At 60.4% G+C, this 14879-nt stretch carries 14 protein-coding genes; 11 read left to right on the plus strand and 3 right to left on the minus strand.

Going from position 1 to position 14879, the window contains the following annotated elements:
• Positions 1-8: 8 nt before the first annotated feature.
• From ACI5GA_RS26000 to ACI5GA_RS26010, 3 genes are all read left to right on the plus strand, one after another.
• Complete coding sequence (locus ACI5GA_RS26000) at positions 9-395, plus strand: DUF1987 domain-containing protein (RefSeq protein WP_404633486.1); 387 nt, start codon at positions 9-11, stop codon at positions 393-395.
• Between the two features lie 14 nt (positions 396-409).
• Positions 410-1165: a GGDEF domain-containing protein gene (locus ACI5GA_RS26005; protein WP_404633488.1), complete on the plus strand. Its 756-nt coding sequence runs from the start codon at positions 410-412 to the stop codon at positions 1163-1165.
• A gap of 148 nt (positions 1166-1313) precedes the next feature.
• Positions 1314-1793, plus strand: coding sequence for a VOC family protein (locus ACI5GA_RS26010; RefSeq protein WP_421424848.1), 480 nt, complete (start codon positions 1314-1316; stop codon positions 1791-1793).
• A 9-nt stretch (positions 1794-1802) separates the two neighbouring features.
• On the opposite strand, the gene ACI5GA_RS26015 is transcribed toward ACI5GA_RS26010, so the two are convergent.
• Positions 1803-2966 carry an acyltransferase family protein gene (locus ACI5GA_RS26015; RefSeq protein ID WP_421424849.1) on the minus strand — a complete coding sequence of 388 codons (1164 nt, stop codon included), beginning with the start codon at positions 2964-2966 and terminating at the stop codon, positions 1803-1805.
• Positions 2967-3324: 358 nt separating this feature from the next.
• On the opposite strand from ACI5GA_RS26015, the gene ACI5GA_RS26020 reads away from it, so the two are divergent.
• From ACI5GA_RS26020 to ACI5GA_RS26040, 5 genes are all read left to right on the plus strand, one after another.
• Positions 3325-4338 (plus strand): 2-dehydro-3-deoxygalactonokinase, encoded by a 1014-nt coding sequence (locus ACI5GA_RS26020; RefSeq protein ID WP_421424850.1) that lies wholly within the window; start codon positions 3325-3327, stop codon positions 4336-4338.
• Between the two features lies 1 nt (position 4339).
• The gene (locus ACI5GA_RS26025) at positions 4340-4972 is read left to right on the plus strand and encodes a 2-dehydro-3-deoxy-6-phosphogalactonate aldolase (RefSeq protein ID WP_421424851.1); all 633 of its coding nucleotides are present in this window, start codon (positions 4340-4342) and stop codon (positions 4970-4972) included.
• A gap of 68 nt (positions 4973-5040) precedes the next feature.
• Positions 5041-6189 carry a galactonate dehydratase gene (dgoD, locus tag ACI5GA_RS26030; protein ID WP_404633498.1) on the plus strand — a complete coding sequence of 383 codons (1149 nt, stop codon included), beginning with the start codon at positions 5041-5043 and terminating at the stop codon, positions 6187-6189.
• Positions 6190-6287: 98 nt separating this feature from the next.
• Positions 6288-7601, plus strand: a complete 1314-nt coding sequence (locus ACI5GA_RS26035; protein ID WP_421424853.1) for an MFS transporter — start codon at positions 6288-6290, stop codon at positions 7599-7601.
• A 63-nt stretch (positions 7602-7664) separates the two neighbouring features.
• Positions 7665-8471, plus strand: coding sequence for an IclR family transcriptional regulator (locus tag ACI5GA_RS26040; RefSeq protein ID WP_404633502.1), 807 nt, complete (start codon positions 7665-7667; stop codon positions 8469-8471).
• A 183-nt stretch (positions 8472-8654) separates the two neighbouring features.
• On the opposite strand, the gene ACI5GA_RS26045 is transcribed toward ACI5GA_RS26040, so the two are convergent.
• Positions 8655-9707, minus strand: coding sequence for an NAD(P)-dependent alcohol dehydrogenase (locus tag ACI5GA_RS26045; protein WP_421424855.1), 1053 nt, complete (start codon positions 9705-9707; stop codon positions 8655-8657).
• Between the two features lie 177 nt (positions 9708-9884).
• Here ACI5GA_RS26045 and ACI5GA_RS26050 point away from each other — a divergent pair, with 177 nt between their 5' ends.
• Positions 9885-10790, plus strand: coding sequence for an AraC family transcriptional regulator (locus ACI5GA_RS26050; protein WP_404633506.1), 906 nt, complete (start codon positions 9885-9887; stop codon positions 10788-10790).
• Between the two features lie 106 nt (positions 10791-10896).
• Here the strand turns inward: ACI5GA_RS26050 and ACI5GA_RS26055 are convergent, their stop codons facing one another.
• Positions 10897-12561, minus strand: a complete 1665-nt coding sequence (locus tag ACI5GA_RS26055) for an electron transfer flavoprotein-ubiquinone oxidoreductase (RefSeq protein ID WP_421424857.1) — start codon at positions 12559-12561, stop codon at positions 10897-10899.
• 538 nt (positions 12562-13099) lie between these two features.
• On the opposite strand from ACI5GA_RS26055, the gene ACI5GA_RS26060 reads away from it, so the two are divergent.
• The gene (locus tag ACI5GA_RS26060; RefSeq protein ID WP_404633510.1) at positions 13100-13849 is read left to right on the plus strand and encodes an electron transfer flavoprotein subunit beta/FixA family protein; all 750 of its coding nucleotides are present in this window, start codon (positions 13100-13102) and stop codon (positions 13847-13849) included.
• On the plus strand, positions 13850-14779 hold the full coding sequence (locus ACI5GA_RS26065) for an electron transfer flavoprotein subunit alpha/FixB family protein (RefSeq protein WP_404633512.1): 930 nt from the start codon (positions 13850-13852) through the stop codon (positions 14777-14779).
• The last annotated feature ends 100 nt before the right edge of the window (positions 14780-14879 follow it).

Genomic DNA, 14879 nt, shown 5'->3' on the forward strand with positions numbered 1-14879 from the left:
GCTTAGCCATGGACAACTTCTACATTGAAGCAACGGCCACCTCGCCGGAGATCGACTTCCGTTTCGACCAGAACCTGCTGTCGATGAAAGGTGAGTCGTACCCGGAAAACGCAGCGGCTTTCTACGCGCCCATCGTCCAGCAACTGCGCACCTATCTGGCGAGCAAAGAAGGGGCGACGATCACCGCCAATATCGCGCTGGCCTACTTCAACAGTTCCAGCACCAAAATGCTGTTCAGCATTTTCGATGCGCTGGACCAATCGGCCGAAGCGGGTAACGGGGTCGAAGTGAACTGGTATTACGAACAAGAAGACGAAACCATTTTCGAGTTCGGCGAAGAGCTGAAGGCCGACTTCACCTCGATCGTCTTCAATGACCGTCCCATCACGACGTGAAGAGGGTATTGGACATGGCAGCTTCAGTGGCTTCGCGCAGCATTCCCAGCGACCCGGCCCCGGACTTGTTCACCAGCGAGGCAGAGGCACTTGAAGAGGTGCGCTCGGTGCTGGCGCTGCCGGATGCTGATGCACACGTCTATCGCCAGTCGCTCTCGGGGCTTGCGACCCATTACGAGCGCCTGATGCGTGAAACTCGCCGTTTGATCGGGCGTAGCGACCGTGCCGAGCGCGAGATGAACGCCCTCAACGCTCAACTGCAAACTCTGGCGCGCCAGCTTGAATACCGCGCGACCCACGACGCACTGACCGGGGTGCTGAACCGGGGCGCGATCATTGATATGACGGCTCAGGCGCTGTTGCACAGTGGTGCGGTGCTGATCGTGCTCGACATCGACCATTTCAAACAGGTCAACGACGAGTTTGGTCATCCGGCGGGGGATGCGGTGATTCAGGGAATTGTGGGTTGTTTGCGAAGTATTGTCGGTGAGAACGGGGCCATTGGTCGGGTGGGCGGGGAAGAGTTCACGGTACTGATTCCGGCGGGGACGCTGGAGGAGGGTGTGGCGTTGGCCCAGGCCATGCGTCAGGCCATCGCCGATCATGTGTTCGGCGATCCGGTGAATCGGGTGATCACCGCCAGCTTCGGCGTCAGTGCCAATCCGCAGGGCACGGGGTTCGACATGGCCTATGGGCGGGCGGATACGGCGTTGTACCAGGCCAAGCGTACGGGGCGTAATCGCGTTGAAGTGGCGGCCGAGGGCCAGTGAATCCTTGATAGCTGCGTCCGAGCTTATATAGCAGCATGGCTTGCCGGCGGTGGCGTATTCCGGGTCCCTACCGCCGGCAAGCCGGACTGCTACAGGTGCTGTGGCAGCTACACTGCTTACTCCATCCTCCCGGCTCTGGAGTAGTGAAATGGTCAGCAAAAATACGATCTGTCTCTGGTACAACGGCGACGCAGAAGAAGCCGCCCGCTTTTACGCCACTACCTTTCCGAACAGCACGGTGAACGCTGTACACCTCGCGCCCAGCGACTACCCGTCCGGTAAGGAGGGCGACGTATTGACGGTGGAATTCACCGTCATGGGCATCCCGTGCATCGGCCTCAATGGCGGGCCTGAGTTCACACACAGCGAAGCGTTTTCGTTTCAAGTCGCGACGGACGATCAGGCCGAAACCGACCGCTTGTGGAGCGCCATCATTGATAACGGTGGCCAGGCCAGCGTCTGTGGTTGGTGCCGGGACAAATGGGGGCTGTCATGGCAGATTACTCCCCGCATCCTGACCGAAGCCTACACCCATCGGGACAGGGCAACGGCCAAGCGCGCTTTCGAAGCGATGATGAACATGACCAAGATCGACATAGCCGTCATCGAAGCCGCCATGAAAGGCTGAAGCCCGCGCTCAAGCCTGGGCTTGCGGCGGGTCGTCCTTGCGTCGGCGAAACAGCGTGCCACGCTTCCAGTGCTTGCCGAAGCGGATCCCCGGTGCCTCGATGTAGCAGTGAGTGATCATCGAGACCACGATCACGGCCACCACCACGAACAGCATCAACAAGTTGTCGTTGAGCGCGCTGCCGGTGCTCAGGTAACGCACCATGACCCCGCTGGTCTCGCCCGGTTTGTCCAGCAGCAGCGAGATCCCCGCGAATTTCGAAGCGAGGGTCAGGGCTGTCGCCAGCACGAAAATCACCGCTGCGTGGGTCAGGTAGATCGACAGCCAGAGTTTGCCCAGTGCCGGAAACAGCCGCAGGCTCAACAGCCGCGAGACGATTCCCGCTTCGTGGGAAAAGATCAGGATGGCCGCGCAGAACAGCAGCCCCAATTCAACGGTCAACGGGCCGCCCCCCTCGGTCATCACCCAGAAGATTGCCGCCAGAATGGCGACTTCCAGCACGCTGGACACCCATGGCCCCGGTGCCGAATCGTGTAGACGCACGTACAGGCGATAGGTCATCGCCCCTGCAAAGAAACACGATATCCCCCACAGCACGTTGCGCGGAATCAACGTGAATTCCAGATACAGCGCCACGAACGCCAACACGGCCAGAACCAGAAACAGCTTGCGCGCGATACCCGGCAACGAGAACAGCAGCAGGCCGAAGATCATCCACACGTAAAACTCGACGCTGATCAGCCACGACGGGTAGTTGAAGGAAAGGGCGTTGAACGTCGGCCACCACGCCTGGATCAACAGCAGATTGGGCAGGATTTCCCTCGGTGCCCGGTCGCCGCTGAACGCCGGATAGCTGAGCGACAGGCCATAGCGCTCCAGCACCAGCTTCAGGCATTCGAACCCGATGAAGAACAGCAACACGGCGACATGCAGCGGCATGACCCGACAGGCGCGGGTGACCATGAATTCACCCAACAGGCGAGGGGTGCCCAGGTGGCTGCTGTAACGGCGATAGATCAAAAAGCCGCTCAACGCGAAGAAGAACCCGGCGAACTGGCTGGCGTTCCGGAAAAACGAAAGCTCAGTGATGCTGCGTTCAATGTGCGAATGATGAACGATCAGGGCCACTGCGCAGAGGCCGCGAAAACTGTCGAGCACGAGGAATCGCTTCATCTTACGGGTCCTTTTGTAGATGAGTGTAGACGTTGGCTGGTCGTGAGCTATCAAGCGTGAATACGCGCTGAAGCCGTCGAAAAAACAGGCAGGAAAAGGGGCGGGGAGGTTACCACCTTCGGCACGAAAGGCTGATGAGCGGTGGTCATGGCTTGTAGGAATATGGGCGCCAAGTGCGTTGGAGTATGCCCTAGCGCTTGAAGGTTCTACCACCCGCGTTTCGCGAGACCCATCGTATATTCGTCGCAAATCGTAAATATCCCAATATATGGGATATTGATTTACATATTGAGAAATTTGTAGCACCAGGTTTATAGTTCGCCCCGCATTCACTCATTAATAACAATCAGGTGAAGCCATGCAGGCGCAATTGATCGCGCTCGACTGGGGGACGACCTCCCTTCGCGCGTATCGGCTCGGCGAGAACGGCCGGGTACTGGAACAACGCTCGCTGAGTGCGGGCATCATGCAACTGCCTTCGACGCCTCGGCCGATTGCCGGGCAACTGTGCGCGGACGGATTCGAATTGGCCTTCGACGAGGCCTGCGGTGACTGGCTCGATGCTGGGCCGCATGTGCCGGTGATTGCCTGTGGCATGGTCGGCAGCGCTCAGGGCTGGCGCGAGGCGGTCTATCAGGAAACCCCGGCCAGCGTCAGTGCGCTGAGTTCGGCACTGGTAAGCGTGCGCAGTCTTCGCGGTGTGGACGTACACATCGTGCCTGGCGTGTTGCAGCGCTCGGCACTGCCCAATGTCATGCGCGGCGAAGAGACCCAAGTGCTTGGCGTGCTCAACGCCTTGCCCACCCATGACACTCAATCCCTGTTGATCGGCTTGCCCGGCAGCCACTCCAAGTGGGTGAGGGCGGTGGACGGGCGCATCGAACATTTCGACACCTTCATGACTGGCGAGGTCTACGCCGCGCTGTCCGCTCACACCATCCTCGGGCGCACGATGCAGCGCAGCGAGGCCTTCGATTGCGCGGCGTTTGACCGGGGCGTGGCGGTTTCGCGCTCCTCTGACGGCGCTGCCGGGCCGCTGTCGACCATCTTCAGCACCCGGACGCTGGGTCTGACCGGTGTACTGTCCGGCGCGCAGCAGCCCGATTATCTGTCTGGCCTGTTGATCGGTCATGAAATCGTCGCGTTGAAGCAACTGCTGCCACAGGCCGACGCCGCGCTGCCTGCGGTGATTCTGATCGGCAGCGGTCCGTTGCTCGAACGTTACCAGCGCGCGCTGGACGCCAACGGTTTCCCGCAGGTGACCCTTGCCGAACAGGCCACCGAACGTGGCTTGTGGCAGGTCGCGCTACAGGCCGGTCTGATTGCCCCTCTTTCCGTGGCCGCTCCCCGGCCCCAACACGTCGAGAACTGACATGCTCAAGCAAGCCCTCGCGCAAAACGGCCTGGTCGCGATCCTGCGCGGCCTGAGCCCCGAAGAAGCCATCGCCATTGGCGACGTCCTGTACGCCGCCGGTTTTCGTGTCATCGAAGTGCCGCTCAATTCCCCCCGGCCGTACGACAGCATCCGCTTGCTGCGTCAGAGCCTGCCCGCCGATTGCCTGATCGGCGCCGGTACGGTGCTGACCCCGGAGCAGGTGCGTCAGGTGAAAACGGCGGGTGGTCAGGTGATCGTCATGCCTCACAGCGATCCCGACGTGATGCGTGCGGCCAAGGCCGAGGGCTTGTTGCTGTCGCCAGGCGTCGCCACACCGACCGAAGCCTTCGCTGCGCTGGCCAACGGCGCCGATGTACTCAAGCTGTTCCCGGCTGAGCAGATGGGTCCTGCCGTGGTGAAAGCCTGGCTGGCGGTGTTGCCTGCGGGCACGTTGCTGCTGCCGGTGGGTGGCATCACGCCGGACAACATGAAGGTGTTCCTGGAGGCGGGCGTGGGCGGTTTTGGTCTGGGCTCGGGCCTGTTCAAGCCGGGCATGAGCGCCAGCGATGTGGCTGAGCGTGCCAAGGCCTATGTTGCGGCCTGGAAGCAGTATCGCCCGGTCGGCCAATGATGATGATCGGCGGTCGTTCTTGAGACGCCGCTTGCGGACTACGTGACTTCGAATAAGAGAGAGACAAGATGAAAATCACCAAACTGACGACCTTCATCGTGCCGCCGCGCTGGTGCTTCCTGAAAGTGGAAACCGACGAGGGCGTGACCGGCTGGGGCGAACCTGTGGTCGAAGGCCGTGCCCACACCGTGGCCGCTGCCGTGGATGAGCTGTCCGACTACCTGATCGGCAAAGACCCGCGCAACATCGAAGACATCTGGACCGTACTCTATCGCGGCGGCTTCTACCGCGGCGGCGCGATTCACATGAGCGCCCTGGCCGGTATCGACCAGGCCCTGTGGGACATCAAGGGCAAGGCGCTGGGCGTGTCGGTCAGCGACCTGCTGGGCGGCCAGGTGCGCGACAAGATTCGCGTGTATTCGTGGATTGGCGGTGATCGTCCGGCTGACACGGCGCGAGCGGCCAAGGAGGCTGTGGCCCGTGGCTTTACCGCTGTGAAGATGAACGGCACTGAAGAACTGCAGTTCCTCGACACCTTCGACAAGGTCGACCTGGCGCTGGCCAACGTCGCCGCCGTACGCGATGCGGTCGGCCCTAACGTCGGCATCGGTGTGGATTTCCATGGTCGTGTGCACAAACCGATGGCCAAGGTGCTGATGAAGGAACTGGATCCCTACAAGCTGATGTTCATCGAAGAGCCGGTGCTCAGCGAAAACTACGAGGCCTTGAAAGAACTGGCGCCGCTGACCAGCACGCCAATTGCGCTGGGCGAGCGTTTGTACTCGCGCTGGGACTTCAAGCGTGTGCTGAGCGAAGGCTACGTCGACATTATCCAGCCTGATGCCTCCCACGCAGGCGGCATCACCGAAACCCGCAAGATCGCCAACATGGCCGAAGCCTACGACGTGGCGCTGGCGCTGCATTGCCCGCTGGGGCCGATCGCGCTGGCGGCGTGCCTGCAACTGGACGCGGCCTGCTACAACGCGTTCATCCAGGAGCAGAGCCTGGGCATTCACTACAACGAAAGCAACGACCTGCTGGACTACGTCAAAGATCCACGGGTGTTCGATTACGAACAGGGCATGGTGAAAATCCCGAATGGTCCGGGTCTGGGCATCGAAATCAACGAGGAGTACGTCAAGGAACGCGCCGCCGTCGGCCACCGCTGGCGCAACCCGATCTGGCGCCATGCCGATGGCAGCTTTGCCGAGTGGTGATCTGATCCTCTGATCGTTCCCACGCTCCGCGTGGGAACGATCAACACTTCCAAAAAATACACACGACCTCAGACAACCATAAAAAGAGGCACTCCCCCATGCGCACACAGACCTTGCCGGAGGCGCAGGCGATCACTGCCACGCCCACCCGCAAACGCTTCTTCATCATGGTGTTGCTGTTCATCACCGTGGTCATCAACTACCTGGACCGCAGCAACCTGTCCATCGCCGCCCCCGCGCTGACCAGCGAACTGGGCATCGACGCGGTGCACGCCGGTCTGATTTTCTCTGCGTTCGGCTGGACCTACGCGGCCATGCAATTGCCCGGCGGCTGGCTGGTGGACCGCGTCCCGCCGCGCATCCTCTACACCGTCGCGCTGGCACTGTGGTCCATCGCCACCATTTTCCTCGGCTTCGTCGGCAGTTTTGTCGGCCTGTTCGTCCTGCGCATGGCCGTCGGCGCTCTGGAAGCTCCGGCCTACCCGATCAACAGCCGCGTGGTCACCGCCTGGTTCCCGGAAAAAGAACGCGCCACCGCGGTGGGCTTCTACACCTCGGGGCAATTCGTGGGCCTGGCGTTCCTGACCCCGATCCTCGCCTGGCTGCAAACCGCATTCGGCTGGCACATGGTGTTTGTTGTCACCGGTGGTGTCGGCGTGCTGTGGGCGGCGATCTGGTACATGGTCTATCGCGAGCCTCGTGACTTCAAAGGTGTGAATCAGGGAGAAATCGACCTGATCAAAGAGGGCGGCGGGCTGGTGGACATCCAGACTGACACCGCCAAAGCCAAGGCAGGCTTCAACTGGTCCGGCCTGGGCATCGTCCTGAGCAAGCGCAAACTGTGGGGCATTTACCTGGGCCAGTTCTGTCTCAACTCCACCCTGTGGTTCTTCCTCACCTGGTTTCCGACCTACCTGGTCAAATACCGGGGCATGGACTTCATCAAGTCCGGGCTGTTGGCGTCGCTGCCATTTCTTGCCGCCTTCATCGGCGTGCTCTGTTCGGGCTTCTTTTCCGACTGGCTGATCCGTCGCGGCTACACCGTGGGTTTTGCGCGCAAACTGCCGATCATCGCGGGCCTGCTGATCTCCACGTCGATCATTGGTGCCAACTGTGTGGAATCGACGCCGCTGGTCATCGCTTTCCTGGCGCTGGCGTTTTTCGGCAACGGTTTGGCGTCGATCACCTGGTCGCTGGTCTCGACCCTGGCACCGGCTCGTTTGCTGGGGCTGACTGGCGGCACCTTCAACCTGATCGGCAACCTTGCTGCCATCGCCACGCCGATCGTGATCGGCTTCCTGGCGTCGGGTGAGTCGTTCGCCCCGGCGATCACTTACATTGCCGTGCTGGCGTTGCTCGGCGCGCTGTCCTACATCCTGCTGGTGGGCAAGGTGGAGCGGATCGAGCTGTAAGGTTGGCACTGCAAAGAACTGGCGACGATAATGTCGCCAGCTCCCACATCGATAAGGCGCGATATGCAAGATTCCCCCGACACCGCACCGACAACAGGCAAAGACCCAGCACCTACCGGCACGCAAACGTTGATGCGCGGCTTGGGTGTGGTGCACGCGGTGGCCAGTGGTGCCCGTGACCTCAAGGAAATTGCCCGCCTGATCGGCACGACGCGCAGCACGACCCATCGTCTGGCCAGTTGTCTGGTTGAAGAGCGTTACCTGCGGGTGCTGCCACAGATGGGTTACGTATTGGGGCCAAAGCTGATCGAGTTGGGGTTTCAGGCGCGGGAAGAACTGCCGCTGCCCATGCTGGCGCGACCGTTTCTCGATGAGTTGTCAGCGCTGACCGGCGACACCGTGCATTTGGCGATTCGCGAAGGCGATGACGTGCTTTATCTGCACAAAAACCCAGGCCGCAACGGCCCGGAAATGCGCTCTCGGGTCGGCCATCGCATGCCGCTGGCACGTACCGGGATCGGCAAGGCGCTGCTGCTGGACAGCCCGGAAAGTGAATGGCAGCGGCTGTTCGATATCAGCGTGCCGGAAGGGGTGAGGAATCCACTCTGGCCCGCTTATGAGGAACAGACCTGGGAACAGGTGCGCACGCGGATGCACGAGTACGTGAAGGGCGGATATGCATTCGATCTGGAAGACAACGAACCGTCGATTCGCTGCGTGGCGGCGCCGATTCGGGATGCCAGCAAACACATTGTGGCCGGGATCAGCATTGCCAGTACCGTTCCCTACATGCCGCTGGAGAAGATGGCCGAGCTGGTGCCGGTGATCAAGGCAGTGGCGGCGCGCTTGTCGGCGGAGTTGGGTGGGTAAGGTAGAGGTCTGCCAGACTCCGCGATCCCTCTGTGGGAGCGAATTCATTCGCGATACGCCGGTACAGCCGATGATGATCGTTCCCACGCTCCGCGTGGGAATGCATTGATGGACGCTCCGCGAGCGTCACTACCGGCATTCCCACGCAGAGCGTGGGAACGATCAACGATCACGGTAAGGTGATCAGGCCTTCAACGTCGCCATATCAATCACGAACCGATACTTCACATCGCCCGCGATCATGCGGCTGTACGCCTCGTTGATGTTCTTGATATCGAGCATCTCGATGTCGCAACTGATGTCATGCTCGGCGCAGAAATCCAGCACTTCCTGAGTTTCGGCGATACCGCCAATCAACGAGCCGGCCAGCACGCGGCGTTTCATCACCAGGTTGGCCGCATGCAGTGCCGGGTCGACCGGTTCGATCAGGCCCACCAGAATATGCACGCCGTCAAAACGCAGGGTTTCCAGGTACGGGTTCAGGTCGTGCTGCACCGGAATGGTGTCCAGCAGGAAGTCGAAACGCCCGGCTGCGGCCTTCATTTGCGCGGCGTCGGTGGACACAATCACATGGTCTGCGCCTTGACGACGGGCTTCTTCAGCCTTGCTGGCCGAACGGGTGAACAATGTGACTTCGGCGCCCATGGCCTTGGCGAATTTGATGCCCATGTGGCCCAGACCACCCATGCCCAGTACACCGACCTTGTCGCCCGCTTTCACACCGTAGTGCTTGAGCGGCGAGTAGGTGGTGATGCCTGCGCAGAGGATCGGCGCGGCAGCTGCCAAGTTAAGTTTTTCGGGAATGCGCACCACAAAGTGTTCGCTGACCACGATGCTGCTGGAGTAGCCGCCCATGGTGTTGCTGCCGTCGACCCGGTCCGGCGTGGCATAGGTCAGGGTTGGGCCTTCCAGGCAATATTGTTCCAGATCCGCCGCACAGGCTTCGCAATGACGGCAGGAATCAACCATGCAGCCGACGCCGACCAGGTCGCCGACTTTGTGTTTCGTCACGTTGGCGCCGACTTCAGTGACCTTGCCAACGATTTCGTGGCCCGGCATCAGCGGATAAACGGCGATGCCCCATTCGTTGCGCGCCTGATGGATGTCGGAGTGGCAGACGCCGCAGTACAGAATCTCGATGGCCACATCGTCCGGGCGCGGGCTGCGGCGGTTGAAGGTCATGGGGGCGAGGGGAGTGGTGGCCGACTGGGCGGCGTAACCGATAGCTGTGTACATGTGGAACCTCGCTAAAACGATACAGTGGAGGCGATGCATTTTGCTCAGCGAGGTTCTCTGCGACCATGACCATTCCTACGTCTGTCATGCCTAATGCTCCGGAGATGGATGATCGGGCGATGCGTGGGCGTGCGGATCTGCGATCATGCCAGTGTCTAATCCTCTGCCTGGTTCCCCATGCCCCTGACTTCTCATTCCGCAGAAAACGAAACGCTGGTGTCTTTGATCAAGCCGCTTTCCCATACACCCGGTTTTCTCGACACGGGGCTGCCAGGCGTACAGACACTCTCATGGAGCTATTACGTTGCCAGCAGCCCTCAGATCTACGAACCCAGCCTGATCATCCTGGCTCAAGGCAGCAAGCTGGCGCGTTTGGGCGCTCGGACATTCGAATACGGTGCGGGGCACTATCTGGTGCAAGCCCTCTCGGTGCCATTCATGTGCGAAACCTTCGCTACGCCTGAAGAGCCGCTGTATGGCGTGTCGGTCTCGATTGACCGGATGGTGCTGGGGGATTTGGTGCAAGCCATGGCGCTGCCCATCGATGCGTCGGTCAAGGCCCAGACCCCGGAATCCATGACCTCTGCGGCGCTGGACGCACCGATGCGGGAAAGCGTCGAACGCCTGTTGCGCTGCCTGCACACGCCGATGGATCGTCAGGTCATGGGGCCGTCGCTGGTTCGCGAGGTGCTGTATGCCGCCTTGCGCGGACCACAGGCGGGGGTGTTACGCGCGCTGGTCGAGCAGCAAGGCCACTTCGCCCGGATCGCCGCGGCATTGCAGCACCTGCGCGATCACTACAACGAAGCGCTGAGCGTCGAAGAACTGGCCCGTTGCGCCAACATGAGCGCTTCGACCTTTCATGAGCATTTCAAACGCTGCACGTTGCTGTCGCCGGTCCAGTACCTCAAACGCGTGCGATTGCTCAAGGCGCAACAGATGTTGATCGGTGAAGGCATGGGCGTGGCGCAGGTCGCGCACAAGGTGGGGTATCAGAGCACATCGCAGTTCAGTCGCGAGTACAAGCGCTACTTCGAGCGCAGTCCGGGGGAGGAGGGGGCGCAGCTGAGGATTTCGGCATGACTCGGTAGCGCATTGTAGGAGCGCGCTTGCCCGCGAAACCCGCACCGCGGTCTGTCAGGCAATCCGCGTCATCGTTCATCGCGGGCAAGCGCGCTCCTACAGGCGTTTACATATTCGGGTACGTCGGTCCGCCCGCACCTTCCGGTGTGACCCAGGTGATGTTCTGCGAAGGGTCCTTGATGTCACAGGTCTTGCAGTGCACACAGTTCTGGGCGTTGATCTGGAAGCGCTTGGCGCCGTCCTCCTGCGTCACCACCTCATACACGCCCGCCGGGCAGTAGCGCTGCGCCGGTTCGTCGTACTTGGGCAGGTTGACGCTGATCGGGATGTTCGGGTCCTTCAGCTTCAGGTGGCACGGTTGCTCTTCTTCGTGGTTGGTGCCCGAGATGAACACCGAACTCAGTTTGTCGAAGCTCAGCTTGCCGTCCGGTTTCGGGTACTCGATGCGTTTCGAATCCGCGGCCAGCTTCATGCAGGCGTAATCCGGCTTGTTGTCGTGCAGAGTGAACGGGATCTTGCCGCCGAACCAGTTCTGATCGATGTAGTTGAACGCACCACCCAGGATCGGGCCGAACTTGTGAATCGCCGCGCCGAAGTTGCGGCTGGCGAACAGCTCTTCGTACAGCCAACTGCCTTTGAACGCATCCACGTAAGTGTTCAGCACTTCACCGCCTTCGTTACCGGCGAGCAGGGCATCGGCCAGCGATTCGGCGGCCAGCATGCCGGACTTCATGGCGGTATGGCTGCCCTTGATCTTGGCAAAGTTCAGCGTACCCAGGTCGCAACCGATCAGTGCGCCGCCCGGGAAGACCATCTTCGGCAGCGAATTCAGACCGCCTTTGCAGATCGCGCGAGCGCCGTAGCTGATGCGCTTGCCGCCTTCCAGGTACTGCTTGAGGACCGGGTGATGCTTGAGGCGCTGGAACTCGTCGAACGGCGACAGGAACGGGTTGGAGTACGACAGGTCAACGATCAGACCGACCACCACCTGGTTGTTTTCCAGGTGATAAAGGAAGGAACCGCCGGTGTTCTCGGTGCCCATGACGTCCAGCGGCCAGCCAGCGGTATGCACGACGAGGCCTTGTTGATGCCTGGCCGGGTCGATTTCCCAGATTTCTTTAAGGCCGATGCCGTAATGCTGGGCGTCGGATTCGCTGTCCAGATTGAAACGCTTGATCAGTTGTTTGCCGATGTGGCCACGGCAGCCTTCGGCGAACAGGGTGTATTTGCCGCGCAGTTCCATGCCGGGGGTGTACATGCCGTCTTTGGGCTGGCCTTCGCGGTCCACGCCCATGTCGCCTGTGACGATTCCGCGCACCACGCCGTTTTCGTCGATAAGTGCTTCCTGAGCGGCGAAGCCTGGATAGATTTCGACGCCCAGATTCTCGGCCTGCTGTGCCAGCCAGCGGCACAGGTTGCCGAGGGAGATAATGTAGTTGCCTTCGTTGTGCATGGTTTTCGGCACGAAGGCGCCAGGGACTTTGGTCCCGGCTTCGCCGCTGGTCAGCACATAAATGTCATCGCCCTTGACCGGCGTGTTCAGCGGTGCGCCAAGCTCTTTCCAGTCAGGGAACAGCTCGTTCAGGGCGCGCGGTTCGAACACGGCACCAGAGAGAATGTGGGCGCCGACTTCGGAGCCTTTTTCCACCACGCAGACGCTGATTTCCTGGCCCGCTTCGGCGGCCTTCTGCTTCAGACGGCATGCGGCGGACAGCCCGGCGGGGCCGGCTCCGACGATGACGACGTCGAATTCCATAAATTCGCGTTCCACTGGCTATCTCCTGATCAAGGCTCGAACGGTATTTTTTTATAGGTCACTGAAAACCGACACGCGGGGCAGGTTGTCATCCGGGTGTCATCTCAAAGGGGCGCATTATATCTACACCACCTTGAAGGTCCAATACAAACGTTTGTTTGAATCAGCTGAAACCCTGATAAAACATAGGGAGACGGCTTGTGACTGGCGTTTTTGTCGTATTGACCGGAATAGGCGTTCCGGTCAAGATACGGGCGGTTTTGCGCTCGCCGTAGGCTGGCCGTTGGTACGAGAACACCTCTGAAAGCGACGCGAGTGCCGTGCAGCAAACCCGCAAAGTACCTTGAATCTTCAAGGACCGCAGGCGGGGAGCAGTTTACACGTGCGGCCCGCGTATGACTTGGCTTAAGGCGGATGGGCGGTTGTTTTTTGCTGAACTCACCGTTAAGCAACCACGAATACGCTGTTTTCAAAGGTGTTCTTTACACTGACGTGTACCCATCGCCAGGCACGACCTGGCGACTTCTTTTCACCGGAGAGTAACGAGGAATCCATGAAGGTTCTTGTAGCTGTCAAACGAGTGGTCGACTACAACGTCAAGGTTCGCGTCAAAGCGGACAACTCCGGCGTCGATCTCGCTAACGTCAAAATGTCCATGAACCCTTTCTGCGAAATCGCTGTGGAAGAGGCTGTTCGCCTGAAAGAGAAGGGCGTTGCGAGCGAAATCGTCGTCGTGACCGTCGGCCCGACCACTGCTCAGGAGCAACTGCGCACCGCGCTGGCCCTGGGTGCCGACCGCGCCATCCTCGTTGAAGCCGCTGACGAGCTGAACTCCCTGGCCGTGGCCAAGCTGCTCAAAGCCGTCGTCGATAAAGAGCAGCCACAGTTGGTCATCCTCGGCAAGCAGGCCATCGACAGCGACAACAACCAGACTGGCCAGATGCTGGCTGCCCTGAGCGGTTACGCGCAAGGCACCTTCGCTTCTAAAGTCGAAGTCTCGGGCGACAAGGTTGCCGTCACCCGCGAAATCGACGGCGGTCTGCAAACCGTGTCTTTGAGCCTGCCGGCCATCGTCACCACCGACCTGCGTCTGAACGAGCCACGCTACGCGTCGCTGCCGAACATCATGAAGGCCAAGAAGAAGCCACTGGAAACCGTCACCCCGGATGCACTGGGCGTTTCCGTGGCTTCCACCAACAAGACCCTGAAAGTCGAAGCCCCGGCTGCTCGCAGCGCAGGCATCAAGGTCAAGTCGGTTGCTGAACTGGTCGAGAAACTGAAGAACGAGGCGAAGGTAATCTAAATGACTATCCTGGTTATCGCTGAGCACGAAAACGGCGCGATCGCTCCCGCCACCCTGAACACCGTTGCTGCTGCTGCCAAGATCGGTGGCGACATTCACGTCCTGGTCGCAGGCCAGGGTGTTGGCGCTGTCGGAGAAGCCGCTGCGAAAATCGCCGGTGTTTCGAAAGTGCTGGTGGCCGACAATGCGGCCTACGCGCACCAACTGCCAGAAAACATTGCGCCACTGGTCGTTGAGCTGGCATCGGGTTACAGCCACGTTCTGGCTGCAGCGACGTCCAACGGCAAGAACGTCCTGCCGCGTGTGGCTGCACAACTGGACGTCGATCAGATCTCCGAAATCATTTCGGTTGAATCGGCTGACACCTTCAAGCGCCCAATCTACGCGGGTAACGCCATTGCGACCGTTCAGTCGTCGGCGGCTATCAAGGTCATTACCGTTCGCGCCACCGGCTTCGATGCCGTTGCTGCTGAGGGCGGTTCCGCTGCTGTTGAAGCCGTGGGCGCTGCTCACGACGCAGGCAAATCGTCTTTCGTCGGTGAAGAGCTGGCCAAGTCCGACCGTCCTGAGCTGACCGCTGCCAAAATCGTCGTTTCTGGCGGCCGTGGCATGCAGAACGGTGACAACTTCAAACACCTGTACGCCCTGGCCGACAAGCTGGGTGCTGCCGTCGGCGCCTCCCGCGCTGCGGTCGACGCAGGCTTCGTACCGAACGACATGCAGGTCGGTCAGACGGGCAAGATCGTCGCACCTCAGTTGTACATCGCTGTCGGCATCTCCGGCGCGATCCAGCACCTGGCCGGTATGAAAGACTCCAAAGTGATCGTTGCGATCAACAAGGACGAAGAAGCACCGATCTTCCAGGTGGCCGATTACGGTCTGGTGGCGGATCTGTTCGAAGCCGTTCCCGAGTTGGAGAAGCTGGTCTAATCCAGTCGTCTGACTTATAAAGAGAACCCGTTCTTTCGGGCTGTTCGAACCCACTGATCATCGAGTTTCATCGGTGCGCTGTGTGTTCCATAGCCTGGAA

Origin of the sequence: Pseudomonas sp. Pseu.R1, assembly GCF_045764065.1 — a bacterium.
GTDB lineage: Bacteria > Pseudomonadota > Gammaproteobacteria > Pseudomonadales > Pseudomonadaceae > Aquipseudomonas.

Excerpts from the sequence above, each read along its gene's own strand:
- ACI5GA_RS26000 (WP_404633486.1), top strand. The coding sequence starts at position 9 with ATGGACAACTTCTACATTGAAGCAACGGCCACCTCGCCGGAGATCGAC.
- ACI5GA_RS26005 (WP_404633488.1), top strand. The coding sequence starts at position 410 with ATGGCAGCTTCAGTGGCTTCGCGCAGCATTCCCAGCGACCCGGCCCCG.
- ACI5GA_RS26010 (WP_421424848.1), top strand. The coding sequence starts at position 1,314 with ATGGTCAGCAAAAATACGATCTGTCTCTGGTACAACGGCGACGCAGAA.
- ACI5GA_RS26015 (WP_421424849.1), bottom strand. The coding sequence starts at position 2,966 with ATGAAGCGATTCCTCGTGCTCGACAGTTTTCGCGGCCTCTGCGCAGTG.
- ACI5GA_RS26020 (WP_421424850.1), top strand. The coding sequence starts at position 3,325 with ATGCAGGCGCAATTGATCGCGCTCGACTGGGGGACGACCTCCCTTCGC.
- ACI5GA_RS26025 (WP_421424851.1), top strand. The coding sequence starts at position 4,340 with ATGCTCAAGCAAGCCCTCGCGCAAAACGGCCTGGTCGCGATCCTGCGC.
- dgoD (WP_404633498.1), top strand. The coding sequence starts at position 5,041 with ATGAAAATCACCAAACTGACGACCTTCATCGTGCCGCCGCGCTGGTGC.
- ACI5GA_RS26035 (WP_421424853.1), top strand. The coding sequence starts at position 6,288 with ATGCGCACACAGACCTTGCCGGAGGCGCAGGCGATCACTGCCACGCCC.
- ACI5GA_RS26040 (WP_404633502.1), top strand. The coding sequence starts at position 7,665 with ATGCAAGATTCCCCCGACACCGCACCGACAACAGGCAAAGACCCAGCA.
- ACI5GA_RS26045 (WP_421424855.1), bottom strand. The coding sequence starts at position 9,707 with ATGTACACAGCTATCGGTTACGCCGCCCAGTCGGCCACCACTCCCCTC.
- ACI5GA_RS26050 (WP_404633506.1), top strand. The coding sequence starts at position 9,885 with ATGCCCCTGACTTCTCATTCCGCAGAAAACGAAACGCTGGTGTCTTTG.
- ACI5GA_RS26060 (WP_404633510.1), top strand. The coding sequence starts at position 13,100 with ATGAAGGTTCTTGTAGCTGTCAAACGAGTGGTCGACTACAACGTCAAG.
- ACI5GA_RS26065 (WP_404633512.1), top strand. The coding sequence starts at position 13,850 with ATGACTATCCTGGTTATCGCTGAGCACGAAAACGGCGCGATCGCTCCC.